Genomic DNA, 21,355 nt, shown 5'->3' on the forward strand with positions numbered 1-21,355 from the left:
AGATCCCAAAGCAGAGTGGAAACCCTGCTTTGGTTTACCGCAGATTAACGCTCTTCGGACAAATACATCTTACGCAGGTAATGCGGCACGGCGTCATCAGCATTGGAACCGATGATCTCAGCATCCGGCATCGCCGCCTTCAGGCGCGGCAATGATCCGCTCATCAGACACCCTTTACCGGCCATGGTCAGCATTTCCAGGTCATTCAGTCCGTCACCAAAAGCGATGCAATCTTTCAGGGAATAGCCCATCAGTTTGGAGACATATTCCAGCGCATGGCCTTTTGATACGCCGCCTGCCATCACTTCCAGACACACCGGCAGTGAGAAACTGACGTTCACACGGTCGCCCCATCGCGCATTGATAGCTTCTTCCAGCGGCAGCAGTTTTTCGTGATCTTCACAGGTGAAATACACTTTGCAGATGCCATCGGTTTCCAGCAAACCCGGTTCATACAGTTTGTATTTAAAAACGGATTCACGGAAGAAATCATCCTGATCGGCACGGTCACGGTTCATGTACCAGTCGTCATTGCGGTAAACGTTGGTCAGAATATCCGGATTATTGTGCATGATACCGAACAAATCTCTGGCGATGTCTTCATCCAGATTGTGCGAGAAAATCAGTTCGCCATCGGTGTTATGCACACGCGCACCGTTGGAGGTGATCATGTACGCACTGATTTCCAGATTGTCGCGCATCTGCGCCACATCGATATGGTGACGCCCGGTGGCGAACACGAAATGCACGCCGCGCCGGGTCAGCAGTTTCAGCGTCTCTTTGGCGAACGGGGTCAGGGTATGATCAGGTGATAGCAGTGTGCCATCTAAATCGGAAGCAACAACATGGTACATAGCGTTAGGTTCTAACCTCTGATGGAGTTGTGCGCGGCGAACCGCGGATTAATGCTGTCGCGCAAAAAAGCGCATGATAGCGTCCAGCGCCTGTGCCCTCAGGTCGTCCCGTTCAAACAGGATCTCATGGCGCGCGCCTTCGATGACCAGCGGTTTTTCCCCTTCACAGGGGTGCCCCGCAACAGCCATGGCCTGACAAAAAGCAAGATGGGACCGGTTATCCACGACACGGTCTTCGCTCGCCTGCAATAACAAAACAGGAGTGGTGATTTTTTCGGCTTCTTTCAGGATATGCATCCCCGCCTCAATCCCTTCACGCACCCAGTGATAAGTTGGCCCGCCGACCTGCAACTCAGGGTAATCGGCATAAAAACGCAGATTACGGCGATAACGTTCGCGGCTGTGGGTCAGACGGTTGACCACAAAGGGTAACGGTCGCCAGTGGCCGGTACCGAGCGCATAACCGTCACGGCGCAGCGGGCGATTCTCCGCCCAGTTGAGGATCCGGCGTGAAATCCAGCCCGGCATCGGCAAATAAATGCCCGTCATCGGCGCGAGTAGTGCCGCTGCATCAAACCTGCCCGGATTTTTCGCCAGAAACAGCGCCAGAATTGCCCCTCCCATGGAGTGTGCCAGCGCGAACTTTTTCGCGTACTGACGTGGGGCAATCTCCAGTTGATAAAAGCTTTCGAAATCCCCGACATAATCGTCAAAGTGATTAACGTGCCCGCAGTGTGGATCATCGAGCATACGCCCGGAACGCCCCTGGCCACGATGATCAACAATCATGACATCATAACCACAATGGAATAAATCGTAGGCCACTTCAGGATATTTTACGTAGCTTTCTATACGCCCGGGTGACACCACGATGACTTTATCATGCTCCGGGGAACAGAACCGGACGTAGCGGATCGGAACGTCGTCAATGCCGCAAAACTCGGCTTCTTCGCGTGTACGCCAGAAATCCAGCAAAGGTCCGGTCGCAAAGGCGGAAAACTCCTTCTCTCGGGTTAACCACTTGGCAAAATTCACAGGCATTCATTGATCCAAAGTCGTCAGGCAGGAAGGAGGAAAGTGTTATTTGTGAGTTATAGCGCAATTATAAACAATGGCGTATTGTGCCATAAAACAACCTAAAACGTATTCAGGGAGTCTCGCAATGACACTGGACTGGTGGTTAACCTACCTGCTCACCACTTCTATTTTAAGTTTATCCCCCGGTTCCGGTGCCATTAACACGATGAGTACAGGCATCAGCCACGGCTATCGCGGGGCGGTGGCGTCAATCGCCGGGTTACAACTCGGTTTATCCATCCACATCGTGCTGGTCGGTATCGGGCTGGGTGCTCTGATTTCCTCATCGCTGATGGCCTTTGAAATTCTCAAATGGCTGGGTGCAGCGTACTTAATCTGGCTGGGTATTTGCCAGTGGCGCTCTGCCGGGGCGATTGATCTGAACGCGCTCGCCAGCAGTATGCCGCGCCGTCGTTTATTCAAACGCGCTATTCTGGTGAACCTGACCAATCCTAAAAGCATTGTGTTTCTGGCCGCGTTGTTCCCGCAGTTTATCATTGCGCACCAACCTCAGGCTGCACAATACGTGGTACTGGGCGTGACCACGGTCGTTGTCGACATCATTGTGATGATCGGTTACGCCACGCTGGCCACCCGCATCGCCGGTTGGGTGAAAGCCCCGAAACAAATGCAGTTGCTGAACCGTATTTTCGGCTCACTGTTTATGCTGGTGGGTGTGTTGCTGGCGAGTGCCAGAAAGGTTTAACACCGCAGAATGCAAAAAGGGTCCGGCATCAACCGGACCCTTTTTATGTGCAAAATGCGCTAATTAACGATTCATGATAAGCGCAACACCAAAACCTGCAAATACCACGCCCGCCACGCCATCAATCCATTTCGCTAAACGCTGGTATCCGCGACGCATTTTCGGCAGGGCAAAAACCAGCGCCACGAGCGAAAACCAGGCCAGGGTTTCCACTACGATCAGCAGAAATATGCCCAGACGCTCGCCACCGCTGACACTGTCGCCAACGAACATGGAGAATACGCTGCCGAAGTAAATCACGGCTTTAGGGTTCGAAAGATTGGTCAGTAACCCGCGCATAAAAGTACGACCACGGGCAGGCAATGCCACCGGTGTTTCATCGCCATTCTGCTTTTTAGCCCGTGCTGATTTCAGCAACTGCCAGCCCATCCAGCACAGATACAATCCGCCGCCGACGGTAATAATCTGATGCAGCCAGGCCATTTTTTGCAGAATCAGATGCAACCCCATCAGCGCAACGGCTGCCCACACCAGTACCCCCAGTGTAATACCAATCACACCCATCATGGCTTCTTTACGCGACCGGCTGGCAGCCGTTTGTGAGACAAAGAAGAAGTCCGGCCCCGGACTCATCAGCGCGATCAGATGAACCATCGCAACCGTCAGAAATAGCATCAGCATGATTAACTCTCTGTGTTATGTGTAGGAAACAGAATTCTTATTCGTCGCCGTTATCGATGTGATCACGGATCATCGCCATAAAGGGCCGGCCGAATTTCTCCAGCTTACGCTGACCGACACCGGTGATGTCCAGCAAATCGCTGGCGCTGACCGGCAGATGTTCAGCCATTTCCAGCAACGTGGTGTCGTTAAATACCACGTACGGCGGTACATTGTTGTCATCTGCCAGTGACTTACGCAGTTTGCGTAATTTGGCAAACAGCTTGCGATCGTAATTTCCGCCATAGGTTTTCTGGCTGGCATTGCTTTTAATTTTGAGCGTTTGAATACGCGGCACCGCCAGTTGCAACGGGATTTCACCACGCAAAACCGGACGCGCCGATTCCGTCAGTTGTAAGGCCGAGTGCATGGCGATATTTTGCGTAATCAGTCCAAGATGAATGAGCTGGCGCACCACGCTGGTCCAGTGCTCGGTGCTGTGTTCTTTGCCGATGCCGTACACGCTCAGTTTTTCGTGGCCGTATTCACGGATACGCTGGTTGTTCGAACCGCGCAGCACTTCGACGACATAACCTAAGCCAAAACGTTGCCCGACGCGCGCAACGACTGACAGCGCCTTTTGCGCATCCAGCAAACCGTCGTAGCGTTTTGGCGGGTCAAGACACACATCGCAGTTACCGCAGGCATTCTGTTTACCTTCGCCAAAATAGTTAAGCAGTACCAGACGGCGGCAGGTTTGAGCTTCGGCAAAGGCGTTCATGGCATTCAGCTTATGACGTTCAACGTCCTGTTGCGCACCCGCCGGTTTCTCTTCCAGACAGCGCCGCAACCACGCCATATCGGCCGGATCGTAAAGCAGCACCGCTTCGGCAGGCAGGCCGTCACGTCCTGCACGCCCCGTTTCCTGATAATAAGACTCGATGGTGCGCGGAATATCGAAGTGCACGACAAAACGCACGTTAGGTTTGTTGATGCCCATCCCGAAGGCCACGGTGGCAACCACAATTTGCAGGTCGTCACGCTGGAAACCTTCCTGCACACGGGCACGGGTGTCGTTATCCAGCCCTGCGTGATACGCCCCCACGCTCAGCCCGCGGCTTTGCAGACGGGCGGCGGTGTCTTCGACTTTGGCCCGGCTGTTACAGTAAATAATGCCGCTTTTTCCGCGCTGGTCCTGCACGAAACGGATCAGCTGATCGAGCGGTTTAAATTTTTCTACCAGTGTGTAACGGATATTCGGGCGATCGAAACTGCTAACCTGAATCAGCGGATCGTTCAGCTCCAGCAGGCGGACGATATCATTACGGGTCGCTTCGTCGGCGGTTGCCGTCAGGGCAATCACCGGCAATTGCGGATAACGCAGTTTCAGCTGTCCGAGTGCGCGGTATTCCGGGCGGAAATCATGGCCCCATTGGGAAATACAGTGCGCCTCATCCACGGCAAGCATCGCCGGGTTCCACTGTTGCAGCTGTTCGAGGAAATCGCCCATCATCAGGCGTTCCGGCGCGATATACAGCATTTTGATACGCCCCGCGCGGCAACCGGCCATGACGTCAAGTTGTTGCTCACGGGTTTGCGTTGAGTTCAGGCAGCCGGCTTCAACGCCTGCAGCCATCAGTTGGTCGACCTGATCTTTCATCAGCGAGATGAGCGGCGAAACGACCAGCGTCAGACCGTCCATCACCAGAGCGGGAATTTGATAGCACAGCGATTTACCGCCGCCTGTTGGCATCACGACCAGGCAATCCCGGCCAGAAATGGCGGTATTGATGATGGTTTGCTGGCCTGGTCTGAATTGCTGATAGCCGAAGGTATCGCGTAATACCTGATGAGCCAGCTCTTCTTTGTTTATCACTGCCGCCGTAGACACTCAATTCCCCAACTGTTCAAACCACCCGGCTAAACCCTAAAGCCGCCGGGGCTGTACTGCACCGACATAATATACCCTAAATAATTCGGGATGCAGCCAACGCAACTGCAACCGGAAGTATGGCGGAATTACATGATGTCGTTAAGCATAATACCCACACCGATACGGGTCTGCTTATGGTTATAGTCAATCAATGACTCGCCGTAACCACTGAATACCTGAGTATAGAAACGAACCTGTTTAGTAATAGGATAGCTCCAGCCGGTAGTCGCACCGCCGTAGCCGGTATTCCAGTTGTAACGGCTTTCCACGCTGAATACGCTGTCACCCCAGGCATAACCGACTTTCAGACGGTAATACCCCATGTATTTGGTGATGTCGGGATTGTCATCATTTTTGTCGCTTTCCGGAATGCGATACCAGGGTTTGAGATCAACCTGCCAGTTGCCATTCTGCGCCATAAAACGGGCATACACGCGGTTCCAGCTGCGGGAGGTCGGATCTGAGCGGCCGTTAGACTGATGGCTGACACCATATTCCGCTTCGCGCAGTGTCCAGCCGAGAAAATCGTAATCCGTCGCCCAGGCCAGGAAAAACTGTGGCTCGTAGTTAGTCTCACGGAAAGGTGAAGATTGCCCGCTGTTGGAAAGCTGCCAGAACGATTTTTGCGTGTAAGACGCGCCGAGAACTGAGTTATCCCCCGCAATTCCTCGCCATAACGGGAACGCCAGGCTGAGCTGGAACGCCACTTCATCATGACGTGCTTTATCTGCCCAGTCGTAAGACTGAATGGCTTTTTTGTTAATATTGCTGGTATCAGTATAAATCAGGTAGTTCGGCTCGTAAGGATATAACGTGAACGGGTTGTCGTGCTCCTGCAACATATTCGCAATAATACTTCCGCGTACAGCAGGTTTATCATGCACTTCCTGCACTGTGGCCTCTGCGGCGTGTCCCAGCATTGGCATCGCCAGCATGGCGGCTCCGACAGCCCAATTTTTACGCATTATTCCTTACCCTCACCCTAAAGTTATCGACTCATTATGTTTGAAAATATGCCTTCTGCCCCGCCAATCCTGCGCTGACTAAATCCGCAAATCTCAAAGCAGGGCATTTTACACACAAATACATTTCTACATGAGTATTGAATACATTTATCCTTCGCAGTATAGAAATCCTTCTTACCCGCACCTAAAATCAACACTTCGTTAACTTTTTCAGCGAACATGCTGTCCACACGTTTTCGTCAGGAATTCATTCATGTCTGCTTCATCCCTCAGTCACGAGGCTGCCCTGCAACTGATCGGCAATATTTTCGTTTACGATATGCCGTTTAACCGCGAACTGGGTCTCGAGCTGAAACGTCTCGACTGTGATTATGCTGAACTCAAATTCACCAATCAGCCCAAGCTGGTGGGTAACGCAGCGCAAAAAATCTTACATGGCGGCGTGATTGCTGCCGTGCTGGATGTCGCAGCTGGCCTGGTCTGCGTAACCAGTTCGCTGATCCGCCGTGATAAACCTGATCACCCGTTGCTGGAAGCCGAAATGCGCCAGCGTTTATCCAAAATGGGCACTATCGATTTACGCGTTGATTACCTGCGTCCGGGCCGTGGCGACTATTTTATTGCCTCGGCCAGCCTTATCCGCGCCGGAAACAAAGTCTCCGTGGCACGCGTCGATTTGCACAGCGACACGGGAATTCATATCGCGACCACCACGGCGACATATATGGTGGGCTGAGATCAGGTAAACTCCGCTCCTTTCTCTACTTTTTTCAGGTATCCACATGGACGCACATCGTACCCGGCAAGGTGTTATTTTTGCCTTTATCGCCTATCTGATCTGGGGGATCGCACCGGCGTATTTCAAACTCATCAAACAGGTTCCGGCGGATGAAATTCTCACTCACCGTGTGATCTGGTCATTCTTCTTCATGTTAGTACTGCTGTCTGTCAGCCGCAGCTGGGGAGACGTCCGCCAGGTATTCGCGCAACCTAAGAAAGTCGGTATGTTACTGATCACTGCCCTGCTTGTCGGTGGGAACTGGCTGATTTTCATCTGGGCGATTAATCATAATCACATTCTGGAAGCGAGCCTTGGCTACTTTATCAATCCGCTGGTGAATGTGGTGCTCGGCATGCTGTTTTTGCGCGAAAGATTCCGGAATTTGCAATGGTTTGCCGTGGCGCTGGCATTTGCCGGGGTGATGGTCCAGGTGTGGATATTTGGCTCCGTGCCGGTCATCGCAATCGGGCTGTCCCTGACGTTCGCGTTCTACGGCCTGCTGCGTAAAAAAATCGGCGTGGATTCACAAACCGGGATGCTGATTGAAACTCTCTGGCTGCTGCCGGTGGCCGGGATTTATCTGTTCTTTATCGCCCACAGCCCGACCAGCAATCTGGCGGCGAATCCGTGGTCTCTGGATCTGCTGCTGATGGCGGCCGGGATTATTACCACCATTCCGTTGCTGTTCTTTACCGCCGCGGCGGCCCGTCTGAAACTGTCTACGCTGGGGTTTTTCCAGTATCTCGGGCCCACGCTGATGTTCCTGCTGGCCGTGGTGTTTTACGGTGAAACCGTCAACACTTCGCAACTTATCACCTTCGGCTTTATCTGGGCAGGCCTGCTGTGCTTTATCAGCGACGCGCTCTATACGCAGGGCCGTTTACGACGAGGAAGAAGCGGACACCGCGCTGCGTGAGATAAAGCGCGCCATCGCGGGACCGGTTATCAGAATGGTGATCAGACGCAATGTCTGCATTGCCATCACAAACCCTAAATCTGCATGGCTGCCTGCCGCAATAATCGCCACCGTGTCCAGCCCGCCCGGGCTGGTCGCCAGGTAGGCCGTCAGCATATCCACCCCCAGCAGTTTGGTCAGCGCCCATGCCATGCCGCCGCAAATCAGCATCAGGCCGATAACCGAGGCAATCATTTGCGGCAGAGTACGCAGTGCCAGTTTGAAAATAGGTCGCGTGAACCGCAGCCCGACACTCCAGCCAATCAGCGTATAAGCTATCGCCAGCAACCATTCAGGCACTTCTAACGAGACGGTTCCGGTGGAATGCAAAACCGCGCCGGCAATGGCCGGAAGTAACAGGGCGCCGGAAGGAATACGCAACCGTGGTCCCAGCCAGACACCGGCCAGTGCCAGAAATACTGTCACAAAGAAACGCCAGGTCAGCGGCGGAAACCAGACTACCGCCGCCGCCAGCGATGCACTGTCGCCCATTGCCATGCGGGCAACAAATGCGGCGGCGGTGGCGACAAACAGCACGCGCAGATATTGCATGAACGCGACCAGACGCACATCTGCACCGAAATCACCGGCCATGGCGACCATGGCACTGGCGCCGCCAGGTGATGAGCCCCAAGCGCCGGTCGGGCCAGGCAACTGACTAAAACGCACCAACAGCCAGCCCGAAAGACCGCTGGCGAGCAACGTGGCCACCAGTACCATCAGCACCAGCGGCCAGTCGTTGAGTAACGGTGGCAGAATCGAAGGCGACAGGCTTTGCGCAATCATGCAGCCCAAAACGCCCTGCGATATTTTGAAAAACAGCGGATGAATACGCACGCTGGCCCCCGTCAGCCCCATGACGACGCCGACAATCATCGGCCCGAGCAGGAGGGCGGCAGGAACGTGGAAGGTTTGAAAAATAATGCCCAGCATCAGCGAGGAAGCCACGAGGATGACCCACTGGCCCGCCGGAGCCACCCTTTCCATCAACATGGTCGGTTACAACCAGTTTTTACGTTTGAAATACAGATAAGGCGCCAGTCCGGCGAGGATCATCAGCGCAATCGCCCCCGGATAACCGAATGACCATTTCAGTTCCGGCATGAATTCGAAGTTCATCCCGTAACTTGAAGCCACCAGCGTTGGCGGCAGGAAGACCACTGAAACCACCGAGAAGATCTTGATGATACGGTTCTGTTCGATGTTGATAAAGCCCATCGCCGCCTGCATCAGGAAGTTCACCTTCTGGAACAGGGACTCGTTGTGTGGCAGCAGGGATTCGATATCGCGTAACACTTCACGCGCCTGCTCCAGTTGCCCTGCCGGTAAGCGGGCTTTACGTACCAGAAAATTCAGCGCGCGCTGAGTATCCATCAGACACAAACGCACTTTCCAGCCGATATCTTCCAGCTCGGCCAGTGTGGAAAGCGCAGCGTCATATTCATCGCCCTGATGCCCTTCCATGATCACACGGCTGAGTTTTTCCAGATCGCTGTAGATATTTTCGATTTCATCTGCCAGCTGTTCGATTTTAGTTTCGAACAAATCCAGCAACAGTTCATAGGCGTTACCATCAACCAGCGTCTGATTGCGGGCACGCATACGGTAGAGACGAAATGCCGGTAATTCGCGTTCACGCAGGGTATACAGACGCCCTTCGCGCACGGTAAATGCGACGGTACTGTTACCGGCATGATCTTCGGCATCTTCATAATAAAAGAAGGAGTGAATGTGCAGGCCGTCTTCGTCTTCAAAGAAACGTGCAGAAGCTTCGATGTCGTCCAGTTCAGGACGCGTCGCCAGGCTTTGTCCTAATTCACTTTGAACGCGCTCACGTTCCAGATCATCGGGTTCGACCAAATCCACCCACAATGAGGTTTTGAGATCGTCTGACTCGTCCAGCTCTAAACGGGATAAGCGGCTGTTTTCTAATTTAAAAGCACTCAGCATGTGCCCGTTCTCCCAAAAATGACAGAAAGTGGACAACGCGTTGAAGCACAGAAAATCACGGGATGAAAAGTGTCACCGGCGTAATTCAGACCAAATTCAGATCTGACTCACAGCGACAGAACGGGGGTCGCTGACAACCACTAAGGCCATCAGCAAAGAGGAGGGCCTTAGAAGTGGTACCTGACAAACAGGTTATTGAGCCAGTATCTACTGGGTGTGTCCAAGGCGAAGTTCCTCATTGATAATAGTGCGCGCATGTTACGCCGGGAGTAAAAAGACTGTCAACCGCGAACAAATCTATTCTGGCAACATTTATGCATAAATTTCAGGCGGTGTGGATAACCTTTGCTGACTTATGCCGGCGGTTTTTTTTGCTACACTCAGGCACCGGATTTCCCCGTTTCCCTAGCTTCTCAGGCAGAGACTGAAATGATTAAACAAATAAACCAGGACACGCTGTGTGATCTGATCACCAAAGCCACCCGCTCGCCGCGTCAGCGTCAGAATCTGAATATTCATCCTGCGCCTGAAGATGACGTGCAGCGTCTGGCCATCGCGATGGAGCCCGGTACTTATGTGCGCATTCACCGCCATCCGCACACCTGGGAAATGCTGACGGCGCTGCGTGGCCGCTTTCTGGTACTGATTTACGATAACAGCGGCAAAGTCACTGACCGCCTGTGGCTCGGTGCCGAAACCCTTCTGCTGGAAATCCCGGCCAATACCTGGCACAGCGTGCTATCCCTCGACGAAGGTGGCGTGATTTTTGAAGTGAAACACGGCGCGTATCAGCCGGTACAGGAACAGGATTATCTACCGGGCACCCCGCCGGAGGGCGACGAAGGCGTAAAAGAAACGCTGGAATGGTATGCGAAAGCCGAAGTGGGTGAAACTTTTAGCCTCTGATACTCTGTCGGGCAAGCGTCAGCGGCGCAGCGAGGTTGAGTCCGGCCAGCGGAGACACCGGAATGGACACGTAGTCCATGAGGATGTCGAGCACTGCCCGGACTCAAGATCGCAAGTAAGCTAGCTTGCGGCTTCGAGGCGGGCGTAGGCGGCGACCAGCCACTTAATCCCTTCACCCGGAAACGCCACTTGTAACCGACTGTGTTCGCCACTGCCCTCCATATTGACGATGGTACCTTCGCCGAATTTAGGGTGCATAACGCGCTGGCCGAGTTTAAAGCCGGTATCGCTGACGCTGGTAGGCGTGCCGACGCTGCGGTTGCTCATCGGGCGTGATACGTTGGCGCGCATCCTGACTTCTTCGACACAGTCTTCCGGCAATTCGCCGACAAAACGTGACGGACGGTGAGACACTTCCTTACCGTATAAACGGCGGGTTTCCGCGTAGGTCAGGGTCAGTTTTTGCATGGCGCGGGTGACGCCGACGTAGGCCAGACGGCGTTCTTCTTCCAGACGCCCGCCTTCTTCCAGCGACATCTGGCTCGGGAACATGCCTTCTTCCATCCCGACGATAAACACCTGCGGGAACTCCAGTCCTTTCGCCGAGTGCAGCGTCATCAGCTGCGTGGCGTCCTGATTGGCGTCCGCCTGCCCTTCACCCGCTTCGAGGGCTGCATGGGACAGAAACGCCTGCAACGGCATCAGATCTTCATCTTCATCCTGATAGCTGAACTGGCGCGTCGCTGTCACCAGTTCCTCTAAGTTTTCGATGCGCGCCTGACCTTTCTCGCCTTTTTCCTGCTCATACATGATGAACAGGCCGGAATCTTTGATCACCCGGTCAGTCTGCACATGCAGCGGCATATCTGACGTTTCATGTGCCAGAGCGTCAACCAGCTCAGTAAAGCGTTGCAGTGAAGACGCCGCACGGCCTGCCAGCACTTTTTCCTGCAACAGCGCACGTGTGGCCTGCCACATAGTCAACTGACGATCACGCGCCGTCTGGCGCACCACATCCAGCGTACGGTCGCCGATGCCGCGCGTTGGCGTATTCACCACGCGTTCAAAAGCGGCATCGTCATTACGGTTCGACATCAGGCGCAGATACGCCAGCGCATCTTTGATTTCCTGACGGTCAAAGAACCGCTGGCCGCCGTAGATGCGGTAAGGCATCGCCATTTGCAATAACGCTTCTTCGAGTACACGTGACTGGGCATTACTGCGATAAAGAATGGCGCAATCTTTCAGTGCACCGCCGTTGTCCTGCCAGGTTTTGATGCGGTTAACCACAAAGCGCGCTTCATCCAGTTCGTTGAATGCGCAATACAGCGAAATCGGTTCGCCTTCGCCGTCTTCAGTCCACAGGTTTTTCCCCATACGACCATTATTGTTTTCAATCAGCGAGTTGGCGGCTTTAAGAATGGTACTGCTCGAACGATAGTTCTGTTCCAGACGGATGGTTTGCGCATTCGGGAAATCTTTCAGGAAACGCTGGATGTTTTCAACCTGCGCACCACGCCAGCCGTAGATCGACTGATCATCATCACCCACGATCATCACATTATTGTTATCGCCGGCCAGCAGGCGGATCCAGGCGTACTGAATGCTGTTGGTGTCCTGAAATTCGTCCACCATCAGGTTGGTAAAACGTTCGCGGTAATGCTGCAGGATATGCGGCTTGTTCAGCCAGAGCTCGTGGGCGCGCAGCAACAGCTCGGCGAAATCGACCAACCCGGCACGGTCACAGGCTTCCTGATAGGCCTGATAAATACGCAGCCAGGTCGCTTCAACCGGGTTGTTGTAAGTTTCGACATGCTGCGGACGCAGACCTTCGTCTTTTTTGCCGTTGATGTACCACATCGCCTGACGCGGCGGCCATTGTTTCTCGTCGATGTTCAGCGCTTTGATCAGGCGCTTGATCAGACGTATCTGGTCGTCACTGTCGAGGATCTGGAAATCCTGCGGCAGGTTGGCATCCAAATGGTGTGCACGCAGTAAACGGTGTGCAAGACCATGGAAGGTACCGATCCACATGCCCCCCTGACTGGTGCCAATCAGCTGGTCGATACGGTGGCGCATTTCTGCCGCCGCTTTGTTGGTGAAAGTGACCGCCATAATAGAATACGGTGAGCACTTTTCTACCGCCAGCAACCATGCAATGCGGTGCACCAGCACGCGGGTTTTGCCACTGCCTGCCCCGGCCAGTACCAACAGATTGCAGCGCGGCGCGGCCACGGCTTCACGTTGTTTTTCATTCAGGCTGTCGAGCAGGTCAGAAACGTCCATAGGCACCGTTTGTCAGGATGAGAAAAGCACTCACACGAATATTATCGCTGCGAATGCATTTCTACTGTGAATTTATACAGAGTAATTTAAGGAGGGATTATAGCAATGCTGTCAGCGATGCCAACTGCGAAATCTCAATATGCGGTAACAGACGGGCATCTTTAATGTGCATCAGGTCGCCTTCGCGCAAATTAATCCAGCATGATTGCATACCGCAACGCACCGACCCTGCGACGTCTGTCGTCAGATCATCGCCGACGTGAAGGATGTTTTCCAGCGGAATATCCAGCTTCATCGACGTTTTTTTATACATGTCGGCGTACGGTTTTGCGCGGCCATGATCACCCGCCCGCAGCGTAAACTGGAAATATTGTGACAAACCAAATGCCGTCGGGTCAGCGTTGCCGTTGGTGATAGCCACCAGCGGCCAGCGTTCAGCCAGCGCCGCCAGTGCATCGTGGTTTTCCTGCGGAACATAAATCCGGCTGCGCCACTTCGCGAACGTTTCCATGGTGGCTTTGGTGCCCTGTTCAGCTTCACTGTGACTCAGACCTGCACGGGTCATCGCCAGTAATACAGCCTGACGACGCCATTCGGTGACATCATGATAAATTTCTGCGTCCTGCGCCAGTAACTCTGCGCGCATCAGACGGACAGCATCCGGTGCTATATCGGCCAGTGCCGGGTGGTAACCCTGCATGAATTTCAGTGTTTCGGCATCAGTGCGGCGGATAACGTCGTAATTATCATACAGCGTGTCATCTAAATCGAAGGTGATCGCTTCAATGCGTTTCAGCGGACGATAAAACTTCATCAGGATTTTCCTCGTTTTGCCCGGGGATGCGCGGCGTCGTAAACCGTCGCCAGATGTTGAAAGTCGAGGTGGGTATAGATTTGGGTGGTAGACAGATTCGCGTGCCCCAACAGTTCCTGTACCGCGCGTAAATCGCCGCTGGATTCCAGCACATGCGTGGCAAACGAATGACGCAGTTTATGCGGATGAATATGGCTGTTAACACCCTGTTTAACGCCCCATTCAGCAAAACGCTTCTGAACATTACGCGCAGAAATACGGCAGCCTTTGCTCGATAAAAACATCGCATCATCCTGCGGATTAAATTCTGCGCGGCGTTTCAACCAGTGTTCAAGCCAGGTGACGGCAGTCCGCCCGATCGGCACTTTGCGCTCTTTGCTCCCTTTACCCAACACCCGCACTTCACCGGAGGCCATATCGATATGCTTGCAATCGATGCCCACCAGTTCCGAAAGACGCAGCCCGCCACCATACATCACTTCGAGCATCGCGCGGTCACGCACAGAAAGCGGATCATTGAGATCGATTTCCAGCAATTTATTCACTTCATCGACATCAAGATTTTTGGGCAGATGCTTGGGAGAACGCGGCGTGGAAATGCCTTTGGCAGGATTGGCGCTTAATACGCCCTGACGCACCAGCCAGTCAAGAAAGCTGCGCAGCGAAGACATACGCAGTGCCAGACTGGACGGTCCTAAACCGGCACGTTTACTGCGCGCCAGTAACAACCGCACTTTCGGCGCATCGAGTTGCTGCCAGTGAGAAATACCTGTCTCGCCGGAGAGGGCGATCAGAGCTTCTAACTGGCGGCTGTAATTGGTGGTCGTAAGCGGGCTGAGTTGACGTTCAACGTGCAGGTAACGCAGAAACGCCTCGACCGCAGGATAAAGAGGCGATTCGGTGTGATTCATACCCGTTCTATCCAGCGTTCCAGCAGGCCAGGTAACATTTTAGCCAGCTGATCAAGTAAGACCGTGCCCATGCCGGGCTGATAATGCTGAGGATCACGACTGCTGAAAATCAGCACGCCCAGTTCCCCCTGCTCACCCATCAGCGAGAGCGCGACAGAACCCACGGCTTTCGCCTGCGGCAATAACAGCAACAGTTCCGGGCCGTTCAGGCTGCCGAGATAATGCGGGGCTTCACCCAGACGCTGAATGCGCATGGATTCAAACGCGCTGCGGCTTACCGCAAGATGGGTGAAATCAGACGGCGCGCCGATGCGCCAGCCTTCGCTGAACAAGCGTACATTGGCACCTGCCAGTCCCAGACTGCGCGCCCAACGCTGCAGACGGTTAAGCATATCCTGCAGACTGCTGGCCGCCGCCAGCGTGGCCTGGAGTTCGATCATCCGCCCGAACAATGATTCATTGACCGAAGCCTGTTCCATCAGCAACGTAATTTCTTCTTCAAGCTGCGCAATCTGATGACGCTGACGCCCGAGTTGCCATTCAACCAGCGAAATACTGCCTTTCACCGGATGCGGTACATGCATCTGCTCGACGCTGCGCGCATTACGAATAAAGAAATCCGGGTTTTGCAGCAGATATTGCATCACGCTGTCGTCGTCGAGCGCTATCACCGGTTCAATCTGGTCATCAAGATTGTTCATAGATGAATAAATCCGTCGTAAACATGAGTGGCGGGTCCGGTCATATATAACGGGTGACCCGGCCCTTTCCAGCGAATATCGAGGCTGCCTCCCGGCAGTTCCACCTGAACTTCTTCTGCGAGTAAACCTTGCTGAATACCGACCGCCACAGCGGCACAGGCACCGCTTCCGCACGCCTGTGTTTCACCGGCTCCCCGCTCGTACACGCGCAATTTTACGCTTTCCGGACTGAGGATCTGCATGAAACCGACATTTACGCGCTCGGGGAAACGCTCATGGCTTTCCAGCATCGGTCCGAGAACCTCGACTTCAGCTGTCAGCACGTCATCAACCTGTAACACGCAGTGCGGGTTTCCCATCGACACCACGCCGCAAAATACTGTGCGCTCTTCTGCACGCAGAATATAGGTTTTTTCCGCTTTCGCTGCACGGAATGGGACCTGCTGCGGCTCGAAAACCGGCTCGCCCATGTTGACCTGCACTTCTTCATCTTCCGTGACGGTCAGTACCATACGGCCGGTCTGCGTACTGACGCGGATATCGCGTTTGTTTGTCAGACCTTTGATGCGCACAAAGCGGGCAAAACAGCGCGCACCATTGCCACACTGCGCGACTTCGCTGCCATCTGCGTTAAAGATGCGGTAATGGAAATCTAATTCGGGATCGTAAGGAGGTTCCACCACCAGTAACTGGTCAAAACCTACGCCACGGTGGCGGTCTGACAAACGACGGATCAACTCAGGAGAAAAATAGACATTTTGAGTGACGGCATCAACGACCATAAAGTCGTTACCCAGGCCGTGCATTTTGGAGAACTGCATAACTGACTCCGTTTACCGCTGGTCAAATCCAGTCGCGATGATCCGTTAAGGAGAGGTTCCGGCAGTATTGCGCGAAACCCCGACAATCTGCCGGTTAATCTCTGGAATTCGTCGTGAGGTTTTCGGGTGATACCCCTTTTTCCTGCGATGAACCATCGTTCGCCGTGCCCGGAACATTGCTGGTTTTTTGCGTGGCTGATTTTTCCGGTGGTGGGAAATACAACGGCCCTTTAAGTCCGCAACCGGAGAGAGAAAAGAGAATTGTCGCGGCCAGAGACCAGCGTAAAGCGTTTTTCATTTTATGAATGCCCGTAATTCATGCGACCAAGCTCTCTATAATCGCAGGTGGATCATGAAAAGCAACAGGAATCGACAAAACCCCCGGGCACATTTTCAGGGTTTAAAGCGAAGTACAGCCGGATAATCTGCCACATGTCCGTGATACGGACACCTTTTCTAATGCAACTGAAATTGCTGCTTCAGACGCGAAGGTTCTGCGTCGGTTTCAGGCAATGTGGCGCAGGCGGCAGAGAGGGCGTTGCTGCGAAAAGGGATCACCTGGATCCGATTATCAAGTGACACAATCTGATAAAACTGCGGCAGGTTGAAGTTAATAAAGCTTGAGCCGTAGGTAAACCGGTCATGGGAAGACGAGTAGAACCGGCTGACATCGCGCACCAGATCCTCTTTGCTGCCTTCGCAATGGTGATAAACCTCAACACGGTTGGATTCATCAAGAATATAGATATTAAAGCCGATGTCGTCCGAACTGTCTTCAAAGAAGAACTGAATAATCCCTTCACTGGCATAGCCGTCAATCACTGCCGGCAGATGCGCCTGATCGGTCTGCAATTTCACCGACAAACCGTGCAGTTTGTTATTGGAAATCGCGCCATAGAATTCAATCGCATTCTCCAGCTTTTGCACTGAAACGCTGAGGCGTTCAAAGAACAATCCCCAGGTTTGCCCGGCAACACGCACGGCTTTGAAACGCCCGGGTTCAAGTCGTTTGCTCGACAGGCGAAGCTCAATGCATTCCGATACCAGTTGCTGAATCCGCGTACGGATAAGACCGCGTAAATGCTGGCTGTAACAGAACACCTCCACCGATTCCGGCGGTGCGGCATCCTGATGCATTTTGCCCAGAATCGTTTTCAGCGCTTCCAGAACCGCCTGTTCCCCGCTGAAATGCAGCGTACGCACTTCATTCCATGAGTTGCGATAAAGCAGGTCAATACTGCCAACCATACATTGCTGATTCTGCCCGAAACTGAAGACATCCAGTTTACGGAAATCAAAATGCACCACCTGATTGCGAAACGCTGCGGTCGGATCGTGTTCCAGATTCACAATAATCGCTAAGTGGCGAATTTCGCACGGACTGTACAACGCTTTAGGCGTCGGTGCCGCCAGACGCAACGGGAAGCTGTGTGAAACATCCGCCACCAGTTCGCGCAGTTTAGCGATATCACACAAGCTGCCACTTTTAATGTGCAGGCGCGTGGTGGAGGTCAGCAGACCATTGAAATAGGCCCACGCCACCAGTTTATTCAGATAGCGGTTATATTCGAGCGGCTGATGGCTGACAATAGATTCCATCGACGGTGACTGATTATACAGATACCAGCCGGTGCGGTTCGCACGGCCAATCGGCACATGAATAAAGGTTAAATCACCTTCTGACAAGTCAGGCGAAATTTGCGGATTCACCAGCGTGACTTTACCCGGCAGCGCTTCAAATGCGGCGTACAATTTACGGGTCAGCACGCCGATATCCTGCGGGCTGGCACTGACGCTTAAATTGTTGCGACGGGCAAAGCGGATCAGGTTGCGATAGCTTTGCATCATGGCATCAAGCAGTTCGTTATGCGCTTCGCGCACGCGCTCGATTTTCCAGTTCGCCCGGTTATCCAGAATGGCCAGACGTTCTTCATCCCATCCCCATTCCGTTACCAGCTGGCTGAGTATTTCACGACGCCAGCCTACCGACGCCCGCGCACGGGAGAGTTTTTCACAGACTTTTAAATAGAAACAACGGCGGACTAAATCAAGGCGGGTGAAATCTTCAATCTGGGTGAGATAACGGGTCACGCGGTCGAGCATCATACAATAGGAATCAAGCCCGAAGCAGACGATCTCGCCCTGATGCAGGCGTTGTTTAATATCCATCGCCAGGAGCTGCGTTTTAGGGTATTCCCAGGAATAGGTTTCCAGCAGCAACGTTTTGAGTACCGCTTTATAAGGAGAATCGATACTTTTATACAATTGCCAAAGGCTCGCGCCGAAATACTCTTCTGCCGACAGCGTACTGAGGCCACCGAGATCGAGCCATTCGTTTGGCGTCAGTACGCCCTGTGCATAAAGCGAAAGCACGTATTCGTCGTAATGCGCTTCTTCTTCGCCCGGCACCATATTCCACAGAATACGCTTACCGGCCAGACGGACGGCGGTACGGTAGAATTCGTCGAGCAATAAGATGTGCTGTGTTGAACCGCAGTCCTCACCCCCCAGGCTGCCGCTTTCATTATGGCGGAAGCGGTTTTCGTCGATCAGGAAAAAGCTGACTTCCACACCCAGCGAGGCGGCCCATTTTTCTAACAGGCTGCATTTTTGCTGTAGGCGGTTGCGCTCTTCATTATCGAGCCATGACTGATGGCAGACCCAGATATCGAGATCAGAACTTTGGCTCTGACCGATGGAAGAGGTACTGCCCATGGAGTACACACCCGTGATTGGCAATTCACCTTTCACAAGAGGTTCAAACGCGCTGCCCCATTTATCTTCAAGGTCAGTCAGGTAGGTTTGTTGGGATTCATCAGGCGTGAAAATACAGATACCATGCGGAACCTTACCTTCAAGGTATCCTGGCATCAGAGGATGATGTTGATGTAGAAAGACAGGAAGCAGCTGATAGACCTGTTGAAACGCAGGACCCATGGCTGCCAGTGCGCGATCCACCCGTAACTGATTGATCGCATCCAGTCTTTGCTTCAATGTCTCGATGTAGAGGTACAAGACGTTTCGCCTGATTATACAGTGTCTGGAAAGAACCCCGTTCCAAATCCGTCATTTATCGTGATGCTTATACTTTGCCCGATCGCAGCCGTGCAAATAGTTGACGAATAATTGCTGGAAACGTGATCAATTTAACACCTTGCTGTTTGACCGTAAAGAAAGTAACGCACCACAATTACGCTTCCGCTTCTCTGTATTTTATCGCCTGTTCCGAAACGGAACAAATCTCTTCAACGTCCGTTAACCTTCTTTTACGAATGGCTTCTTACGCTGACAGCTTTCTATTGTCAGTGGTAGGATGGTCACAGAGACAGTTAAACGGTAACAAACATGTTAGACAAAATCATTCGAATTGCCACCCGTCAGAGCCCGCTGGCTTTGTGGCAGGCACAATATGTTCAAAGCCAGCTGATGGCCTGTCACCCCGGTTTGCAGGTGGAACTGGTTCCCATGGTGACCAAGGGCGATATCATTTTAGATACCCCGCTGGCTAAGGTCGGCGGCAAAGGTTTGTTCGTCAAAGAACTTGAACTGGCGATGCTTGATGGCCGTGCGGATATCGCCGTGCATTCCATGAAAGACGTCCCGGTAGAATTCCCCGAGGGCCTGGGACTGGTCACTATTTGTGAACGCGAAGATCCGCGCGATGCTTTCGTCTCTAATCACTACGCCAGTCTGACCGATTTACCGCAAGGCAGTATCGTCGGCACATCAAGCCTGCGGCGTCAGTGCCAGCTGCGTCAGAAACGTCCGGATCTGGTGATCCGTGATCTGCGCGGCAATGTAGGCACCCGCTTATCCAAACTCGATAACGGTGAATATGATGCCATTATTCTGGCTGTCGCGGGCCTGAAACGCCTGGGTCTGGAAAACCGCATCACTTACGCACTGACACCGGAAGAATGCCTGCCCGCCGTAGGACAAGGTGCCGTCGGCATTGAATGCCGCCTTGACGATCAAACCACCCGCGACTTGCTGGCCCCCCTGGCGCACCACGAAACGACAGTACGTGTACAGGCTGAACGGGCAATGAATATGCGTCTTGAAGGCGGATGTCAGGTTCCCATCGGCAGCTATGCCGAGCTGAAAGGTGACGAACTCTGGCTTCGTGCTTTGGTCGGCGCACCGGACGGCAGCCAGATGGTGTGCGGCGAACGTCGCGGTCCGGCCGCTCAAGCACACAGCATGGGTATCGACCTGGCAGAAGAATTGCTCGCCAACGGCGCGCGCGAAATTCTGCATGAGGTGTATCAGGGGAACGCGCCTAAATGACCATTCTGGTCACCCGCCCCTCTCCGGCAGGAGAAGCACTGGTCAGCCGGCTGCGCGCAATGGGACGGGTTGCCTTCCATTCCCCGCTAATTGATTTTGCACCGGGGAACCAGCTCGCATCGCTCCCGAACCTGCTATCCTCATTAAATCAGCAAGATCTGGTGTTTGTGCTCTCGCAACATGCCGTCAGTTACGCTGACCGTATCTTGCGTCAGTCCGCCACGAACTGGCCGGACACCGTGAATTATTTTGCTATTGGCCGTACTACGGGCCTGATTTTCCATCGGGTCAGCAGCTTGCCGGTTCTCTATCCTCAGGATGGCGAAACCAGCGAGATGTTATTGAATCTTCCGGCATTGCAACGCATACAAGGTAAAAAAGCACTGATACTGCGCGGTAATGGCGGACGGGAATTGTTAGCTGAAACGCTGACTGAACGCGGTGTCCATGTGACTTACTGCGAATGTTATCAGCGCAGCCCGGTTTTCTACGATGGCAGTGAACAGAGCGCGCTCTGGCAACGTGCCGGAATTGATACGCTGGTTGTGACCAGCGGAGAAATGCTGCAACAGCTTTACCAATTAGTTCCTGATTACTACCGACATTCATGGTTACTGCACTGTAATCTGGTGGTGGTCAGTGAGCGTTTGGCAGCCCTCGCACGCCAGCTTGGCTGGAGCGCAATTCGGGTTGCCGGAAATGCAGACAATGATGCGCTGATCCGCGCATTACAACTACCTGACTAAGG

20 protein-coding genes are annotated in these 21,355 nt (G+C 53.4%); 6 read left to right on the forward strand and 14 right to left on the reverse strand.

Annotation, left to right across the window (positions count from 1 at the left end; all coding sequences use genetic code 11):
- Positions 1-44 precede the first annotated feature (44 nt).
- Both yigL and pldB read right to left on the reverse strand, forming a co-directional pair.
- Positions 45-854, reverse strand: a complete 810-nt coding sequence (yigL, locus tag ETV65_RS22030; RefSeq protein ID WP_129955194.1) for a sugar/pyridoxal phosphate phosphatase YigL — start codon at positions 852-854, stop codon at positions 45-47.
- Between the two features lie 48 nt (positions 855-902).
- Positions 903-1,895 (reverse strand): lysophospholipase L2, encoded by a 993-nt coding sequence (pldB, locus tag ETV65_RS22035; RefSeq protein WP_129955195.1) that lies wholly within the window; start codon positions 1,893-1,895, stop codon positions 903-905.
- A 121-nt stretch (positions 1,896-2,016) separates the two neighbouring features.
- Here pldB and rhtB point away from each other — a divergent pair, with 121 nt between their 5' ends.
- Positions 2,017-2,637, forward strand: coding sequence for a homoserine/homoserine lactone efflux protein (gene rhtB, locus ETV65_RS22040; protein ID WP_015699115.1), 621 nt, complete (start codon positions 2,017-2,019; stop codon positions 2,635-2,637).
- 63 nt (positions 2,638-2,700) lie between these two features.
- On the opposite strand, the gene rhtC is transcribed toward rhtB, so the two are convergent.
- The 3 genes from rhtC to pldA form a co-directional block, all read right to left on the reverse strand.
- Positions 2,701-3,318: a threonine export protein RhtC gene (rhtC, locus tag ETV65_RS22045; RefSeq protein ID WP_129955196.1), complete on the reverse strand. Its 618-nt coding sequence runs from the start codon at positions 3,316-3,318 to the stop codon at positions 2,701-2,703.
- A 37-nt stretch (positions 3,319-3,355) separates the two neighbouring features.
- Positions 3,356-5,188: an ATP-dependent DNA helicase RecQ gene (gene recQ, locus ETV65_RS22050; protein WP_129955197.1), complete on the reverse strand. Its 1,833-nt coding sequence runs from the start codon at positions 5,186-5,188 to the stop codon at positions 3,356-3,358.
- 128 nt (positions 5,189-5,316) lie between these two features.
- Complete coding sequence (gene pldA / locus ETV65_RS22055) at positions 5,317-6,195, reverse strand: phospholipase A (protein ID WP_129955198.1); 879 nt, start codon at positions 6,193-6,195, stop codon at positions 5,317-5,319.
- Positions 6,196-6,448: 253 nt separating this feature from the next.
- Here pldA and ETV65_RS22060 point away from each other — a divergent pair, with 253 nt between their 5' ends.
- Positions 6,449-6,931 (forward strand): thioesterase family protein, encoded by a 483-nt coding sequence (locus ETV65_RS22060; RefSeq protein ID WP_129955199.1) that lies wholly within the window; start codon positions 6,449-6,451, stop codon positions 6,929-6,931.
- Between the two features lie 46 nt (positions 6,932-6,977).
- Positions 6,978-7,892, forward strand: a complete 915-nt coding sequence (gene rarD / locus ETV65_RS22065; RefSeq protein WP_129955200.1) for an EamA family transporter RarD — start codon at positions 6,978-6,980, stop codon at positions 7,890-7,892.
- Here the strand turns inward: rarD and ETV65_RS22070 are convergent.
- Both ETV65_RS22070 and corA read right to left on the reverse strand, forming a co-directional pair.
- A complete protein-coding gene (locus ETV65_RS22070) occupies positions 7,857-8,918 on the reverse strand; it encodes an AbrB family transcriptional regulator (protein WP_129955239.1) in 1,062 nt (353 codons plus the stop codon). The two genes, rarD and ETV65_RS22070, sit on opposite strands and share 36 nt — an antisense overlap.
- Positions 8,919-8,930: 12 nt before the next feature.
- Positions 8,931-9,881: a magnesium/cobalt transporter CorA gene (corA, locus tag ETV65_RS22075; RefSeq protein WP_015699122.1), complete on the reverse strand. Its 951-nt coding sequence runs from the start codon at positions 9,879-9,881 to the stop codon at positions 8,931-8,933.
- A gap of 429 nt (positions 9,882-10,310) precedes the next feature.
- Here corA and ETV65_RS22080 point away from each other — a divergent pair, with 429 nt between their 5' ends.
- Entirely contained in the window at positions 10,311-10,787 is a 477-nt protein-coding gene (locus ETV65_RS22080; RefSeq protein WP_129955201.1) for a WbuC family cupin fold metalloprotein, read from the forward strand.
- Positions 10,788-10,907: 120 nt separating this feature from the next.
- Here the strand turns inward: ETV65_RS22080 and uvrD are convergent, their stop codons facing one another.
- The 7 genes from uvrD to ETV65_RS22115 all read right to left on the reverse strand — a co-directional run bounded on the left by uvrD (position 10,908) and on the right by ETV65_RS22115 (position 19,335).
- Entirely contained in the window at positions 10,908-13,073 is a 2,166-nt protein-coding gene (gene uvrD / locus ETV65_RS22085) for a DNA helicase II (protein WP_129955202.1), read from the reverse strand.
- 97 nt (positions 13,074-13,170) lie between these two features.
- A complete protein-coding gene (gene yigB, locus ETV65_RS22090) occupies positions 13,171-13,887 on the reverse strand; it encodes a 5-amino-6-(5-phospho-D-ribitylamino)uracil phosphatase YigB (RefSeq protein WP_129955203.1) in 717 nt (238 codons plus the stop codon).
- Entirely contained in the window at positions 13,887-14,798 is a 912-nt protein-coding gene (gene xerC, locus ETV65_RS22095) for a tyrosine recombinase XerC (protein ID WP_129955204.1), read from the reverse strand. Before xerC ends, yigB begins: the two co-directional genes overlap by 1 nt.
- On the reverse strand, positions 14,795-15,499 hold the full coding sequence (locus tag ETV65_RS22100) for a DUF484 domain-containing protein (protein WP_129955205.1): 705 nt from the start codon (positions 15,497-15,499) through the stop codon (positions 14,795-14,797). Before ETV65_RS22100 ends, xerC begins: the two co-directional genes overlap by 4 nt.
- Entirely contained in the window at positions 15,496-16,320 is an 825-nt protein-coding gene (gene dapF, locus ETV65_RS22105) for a diaminopimelate epimerase (RefSeq protein WP_129955206.1), read from the reverse strand. The genes ETV65_RS22100 and dapF overlap by 4 nt, the downstream gene beginning before the upstream one ends.
- 94 nt (positions 16,321-16,414) lie before the next feature.
- Entirely contained in the window at positions 16,415-16,618 is a 204-nt protein-coding gene (locus tag ETV65_RS22110; RefSeq protein WP_015699129.1) for a lipoprotein, read from the reverse strand.
- Between the two features lie 158 nt (positions 16,619-16,776).
- Positions 16,777-19,335, reverse strand: a complete 2,559-nt coding sequence (locus tag ETV65_RS22115) for a class I adenylate cyclase (RefSeq protein ID WP_129955207.1) — start codon at positions 19,333-19,335, stop codon at positions 16,777-16,779.
- 330 nt (positions 19,336-19,665) lie between these two features.
- On the opposite strand from ETV65_RS22115, the gene hemC reads away from it, so the two are divergent.
- Together hemC and hemD are read left to right on the forward strand one after the other, a co-directional pair.
- The gene (gene hemC / locus ETV65_RS22120; RefSeq protein ID WP_129955208.1) at positions 19,666-20,607 is read left to right on the forward strand and encodes a hydroxymethylbilane synthase; all 942 of its coding nucleotides are present in this window, start codon (positions 19,666-19,668) and stop codon (positions 20,605-20,607) included.
- Positions 20,604-21,353 carry a uroporphyrinogen-III synthase gene (hemD, locus tag ETV65_RS22125; protein ID WP_129955209.1) on the forward strand — a complete coding sequence of 250 codons (750 nt, stop codon included), beginning with the start codon at positions 20,604-20,606 and terminating at the stop codon, positions 21,351-21,353. Before hemC ends, hemD begins: the two co-directional genes overlap by 4 nt.
- Positions 21,354-21,355 lie beyond the last annotated feature (2 nt).

The sequence above is a fragment of the Rahnella sp. RFA10(1/100) genome, from assembly GCF_004195115.1.
GTDB lineage: Bacteria > Pseudomonadota > Gammaproteobacteria > Enterobacterales > Enterobacteriaceae > Rahnella > Rahnella perminowiae.